Consider the following 5,151-nt stretch of genomic DNA (forward strand, 5'->3'; position numbering starts at 1 on the left):
TGGCGGGGGCGGCCGGGGTGGGCGTGGTCGTCACCGCGCTGCGAGACGGCTTCAAGTGGCTGCCGGGGATGACGGCGCTGCCGGGGACGCTGGGCGGCGTGCCGGCCGCGAGCCTGACGTGGGGCATCGGCTGGAGCCCCATGCTGCTGGCCATCGGGATGATGATGGGGCTGCGCCTGGGGCTGAGCATGCTGGCCGGCGCGGTGGTGGGGTGGGGCGTGCTCGGGACCTGGCTCGAGGGCTCGGGCCTGCTGAAGGCGGCGGGCTACCAGGGGGACATGCAGGGCTGGCTCACCTGGCCGGCCGTGGGGCTGCTGGTGGGCTCGTCCATGGCGTCCCTGCTGGCGCAGGCGCGAGACTTCCTCAAGGCCGCGAGGGATTTGGGCACCCTGCGCCGGGGCGAGGGGCTGCCCCGCTGGGCCTGGGGCGCGGGGCTGGCGGCGTGCGCGCTGGCGGTGGTGCTGGGTGCCACCCTCTTCGGGCTGAGCGTGCCGTACATGCTGCTGGCGCTGGTGCTGGTGCTGCCCCTGTGCGTGGTGTGCGCGCGGGGCGCGGGGCAGGCGGATGTGTCGCCCGTGTCGCAGACGGGGCAGCTGACGCAGGTCATCTTCGGCGCGCTCCTGCCCGGGGCGATGGGCCCCAACGTGGCGGCGGGCGCGGTGGTGTCCGGCGCGGCGGCGCAGACGGGCGTCAGCATGTGGTCGCTCAAGGCGGGGCACCTGCTGGGGGCCACGCCGCGCCGGCAGCTCGCCGCGCAGTTGGTGGGTGTGCTGGCGGGCGCGGTGGTGGCCGTGCCGGCGTACCTCTTCCTGTCCACGGCGTATGGCCTGGGCTCGGAAGCGCTGCCCGCGCCCTTCGCCCATCAGTTCCGCGCGGTGGCGGAGCTGGCGGTGCGCGGCTTCGACGGGCTGCCGCCCCACGCGGCGCTGGCCGCGGGCGTGGCGGCCGGAGTGGGCGTGCTGCTGACGCTGGCCTCGCGGGGCGCGGCGGCGAAGTGGCTGCCCCTGCCGGTGGCCATGGGCATCGGCTTCATCCTCCCGGCCTTCTTCTCGGTGTCCATCTGCCTGGGCGCCGTGGTGGTGGCGGTGGCGCGGCGCCGGTGGCCGGAGGCCGCGGACCGCGAGGTCACCTCCCTGGGCGCGGCCGCCATCGCCGGAGAGTCCCTCACCGGCGTGCTCATCGCCGCGCTCATCACCCTGGGGCTCATGCAGGGGTGAGTCCGCGCTCCGCTCCTCCCGGGCTCATGCCGCGGGAGTGAGGTCCTTCACGCGCTCCAGCGAGCGGCGGATGCGGCCCTCCATGAGGTTGGGCACGTGGAGGGCGCGCTCCAGCGCCTCCTGGAGCACGCGCGCGGCCTCGCCGAAGTCGCCTCGGCGCAGCGCCGCCAGCCCCATCATCTCCAGCACCTCCAGGGGCTCCTGCTCCACGGACACCTGCGAGGAGCGCTCGCGCAGCGCCCGCCACGCCTCCGCGGACGCATCGCGCGTGGCCAGCTCCACCATGGCGAAGAGCACCTCCTCCGAGGGGCTCAGGTCCACGCCGTGCGGGCCGTCCGCCAGCACCTGCCGCACCTGCGCCAGCAGCTCCCGCGCGCGCGCATGCCGGCCCGTCCACGCCATGGCCCGCGCTTGCAGCAGCAGCGCCCACGGACGCGGCGCCACCTCCGGGTGTCGGCGCTCCAGGGCGATGGCCCGGGCGATGTGCGGTGTGGCCGCCTCCACGTCGCCCGCCTGGTAGTGCAGCTCGCCCAGGTTGTGCTCGGCGAAGTACTCCCAGCCCACCATGCCCAGCTCGCGGCCCAGGTGCATGAAGCGCTCCTGGTCCTTCAGCGCGTTGGCCAGGTCCTTGCGCGCCACCCAGAGGTTGCGGCGGTTGTTGATGGCGCTGCCCAGGTGGAAGCGGTCGCCGCGCTCGGTGCACGCGTCGATGACCTCCGACAGCACGCGGTCCGTCTCGTCGATGTCGCCCAGGTTGGGGAGGATGACGGCGAGCAGCAGCTGCGCCACCACCTGCGTCTCGTACCCCGCGTCGCCCAGGCGGCGGGCGCGCTCGGCGGCGGCCTCCAGCGGCATGCGCGCCTCCTGCCACTCGCCCTTGCGGAACTGCGCGCGGCCCAGCGCCAGCAGCAGCCGGGCCTGCACGTAGGGGGACTCCACCTGGGCCGCCAGGGCCTGGGCCTCCAGCGCGCGGGCCTCGCTGCGTGCGTAGTCGTTGGTCCAGTCCAGCGCCATGGCCTCGTCCAGCAGCAGCTCCACCTCGGTGCGCGAATCTCCCAGGCGGCGGGCCCGCTCGCGCGCGGCGGCGAAGTCCGCCAGCGAGTCGTCATACCGGCCGATGCGGATGCGCATCAGCCCCCGGCCTCGCAGCGCCGTCAGGCAGCGCAGCTCGTCCGACGCGTCCAGCAGCTCCAGCGCGCGGGTGTACATGGCCTCCGCGTCGAGGAAGGCGTGGCGTCCACGCGCGGACTCGGCCAGGTCGATGGCGAGCGCCGCGGCCTCGTCGCGCAGCCCGGCGGTGGCGGCATGCAGTGACAGGCGGGGCAGGCGCTGGCGCTCGCTGGCGCCCGCGGGGCCCAGGTAGTAGCGGTACGCGGCGGCGTGGATGCGCTGGCGCTCGGCGGCGGGCAGGGTGGCGGCCACCGCCTGACGGAGCAGCTCGTTGCGGAAGCTCAGGCCCTCCAGTCGGTGGGACACCAGCAGGCCGGAGTCCAACAGCCGCTTCGTGGCGTGGCCCGCGTCCAGCGGGAAGCCGCCCGCGGCGCCGTCGCGCTCCAATTCGCGCACCACGCCCTCGGCGGTGGCGGCGGTGAAGTCCGTGCCCAGCAGGGCGCACAGCCGCGCGTGCGCGGCCAGCGACGGAGGCAGCGCGCCCAGTTCGCGGTCCGCCAGCCACTCCACGAGCCGCAGCTCCGGCACCTTCTCCAGCCCGTCGGTGACGAGGTACCAGCTGCCGCCGGGCGCGCGCTGGCGCACCAGCCCCTGGCGCTTGAGGCCGCGCACCAGCTCCACCACGTAGAGGGGCACGTGCTGGGCGCGCTCGACGATGCGCTCCACCGCCTGCGCGGGCACGTTCTCCACCGGCTTGAGCAGCATGCGGCACAGCTGCTGCGCCTGGTCCACCGGCAGCGCGGGCAGCGACAGCGTGGCCTGCCGGGCCGCGCGCGCGCCCCACATGGGACGGCTCTTCTCGAAGCCGGGCCGCGCCAGCACGCACACCCACAAGGGCACGCTGGCCTCGGCGAGGCAGGCGTACTCCAGCGCGTCCAGCGCCGTCTCCTCGGCGAAGTGCGCGTCGTCGATGATGAGGCACAGCGGGCGCTCGCGGGCGTTGGCGGCCAGCAGCTCTCCGGCGGCGCGCATGGCCAGCGAGCGCAGCGCGCCCGGGGCCGCGGCCCAGCTCTGCAGCTCCGGCCCGCCGGGCGCGTACCAGCCCAGCGTGGCGGCCACGCCCGGCCACAGCTCCGTGCCCAGCGTGGGGCCCAGCCGGTGCTGCATGGCCGCGTGGCCCTGCTCCTCGGTGTCCGTGTCGTCGCGCTCGAAGGCGCTCAAGGCGCAGCGCAAGAGCGTGCGCAGCGTGCCGTCCGGATCGCCCTGCACCGGCTCGCGCGAGCGCGTGGCGTACACCCGCGCGTGTGGCAGCTGTGCCTGGAGCCGGCGGGCCAGCGTGGCCGCGAGGTGGCTCTTGCCGTGGCCCCGCTCGCCCATCACCGTCACCAGCGTGGGCGAGGCCTCGCCCACCGCGGAGCGCGCGCTCTCCAGCAGCGAGGCCAGCTCCGCCTCGCGGCCCACCAGCACCTCGCTGCCCAGCTGGAGCACGGTGATGTCCGGCCTGGGCGCGGCCCCCGGCGGCGCGGGGCGCAACAGGCCGCGCAGGCCCGGCACCTCCATGCACGGCACCTCCGGCACGGCCTCCGCGGCGGCGGGAGAGAGCAGGAGCCCATGCGCGTCCGGCCCGGTGGGGTAGTGGTCCTCGCGCGAGAGGATGGCGCCCAGGTAGCGCGGGGCCCCGGTGGGGCGGCGCTGCACGGTGACGGCGGACACGTCCACCAGCGCGCCGGGGACGAGCCCTCGGTCGGCCAGCCCCTCGGCGGCGCGCATGGCGCGGCGCACCGGGTTCTCTCCCACGTCCGGGTCGAACACGGCGGCGATGCGCGGCCCGTCCGCGAAGGCCATGTGGCCGCCATAGGAGGCCAGGGCCTTCTGGAGGGAGACGGGGTTGGCGCGCGAGGTGAGGAAGAGGATGGCGACGGAGCGGCGCACCTGCGCGGGGCGGGGCTCGCCGGGAGCCACGGGCCGGGGCGCGGCGTGCTCGCTCGGGCGGTGCGCCGTCTCGAAGGCGGCGCGCAGCAGGGTGCCCAGCGCGGCGGCGTCCTCGGGGCGGCGGGCGCGCTCCTTGGCGAGGCAGCGCAGCACCACCTCCTCCAGCGCGGGCGGGACGGGCGCGAAGTCGGAGGGCGGCGGGGGCCGCAGGGACAGGTGGGCCTGGAGCACGTCCGGCGTGGCGCCGAAGAAGGGCGGCCGGCCGGTGAGCATCTCGTAGAGGAGGACACCCAGCGCGTACACGTCCGTGCGCGCGTCCACGTCCGAGTTGCCCGCGCACTGCTCGGGCGCCATGTACTCCGCGGTGCCGGCGAAGTCGGAGGCGTCGCTGGGGGTGGCTCCCTCGGGCAGGGACACGTTCTCCAGCGAGGTGCCGCGCACCAGGCCGAAGTCGAAGACGCGCACGCGGCCGGCGACCTCGTCCAGGAAGAGGTGCTCCGGCTTCAGGTCGCAGTGGGCGAGCCCGTGCTCGTGCACCCGGGCCACCGTGTCCACCACCGCCAGGGCCCGCGCGGCCAATTCGTCCGTGGGCAGCGGGCCGCTGACGCGCGCCAGGCGCTCGGCCAGCGTGGGCAGCGCCACGTGCTCCATGGCGAGGAAGCGCGCGCCGCCGGGCAGCGTGCCGGCCTCGTACAGGGTGGGCACGGTGGGCGGGCCCAGCAGCCGCAGCGCCTCGGACTCACGGACGAGCTGCGCGCGGCCCAGCACGTTGCCGCTGCGCGCCACCTTGATGGCCGTCCGCTTCCCGTCCGAGGCGCGCCACGCGCCCAGCAGCACGCCGAAGCCACCGTGCGCCAGCACCTTCTCCACCTGGTAGCCCGGGATGGCGGGC

General features: G+C 76.0%; 2 protein-coding genes. One reads left to right on the top strand and one right to left on the bottom strand.

Going from position 1 to position 5,151, the window contains the following annotated elements:
* Positions 1 to 1,217: OPT/YSL family transporter (locus tag HG543_RS51260; protein WP_169352292.1), on the top strand; the 1,217-nt coding region annotated here is incomplete at its 5' end.
* 24 nt (positions 1,218 to 1,241) lie between these two features.
* Here the strand turns inward: HG543_RS51260 and HG543_RS51265 are convergent.
* Positions 1,242 to 5,151 (bottom strand): serine/threonine-protein kinase (locus HG543_RS51265; protein ID WP_246357904.1); only part of this gene is annotated, 3,910 nt, incomplete at its 5' end.

Source organism: Pyxidicoccus fallax, from assembly GCF_012933655.1.
In the GTDB taxonomy this organism is placed as follows: domain Bacteria; phylum Myxococcota; class Myxococcia; order Myxococcales; family Myxococcaceae; genus Myxococcus; species Myxococcus fallax.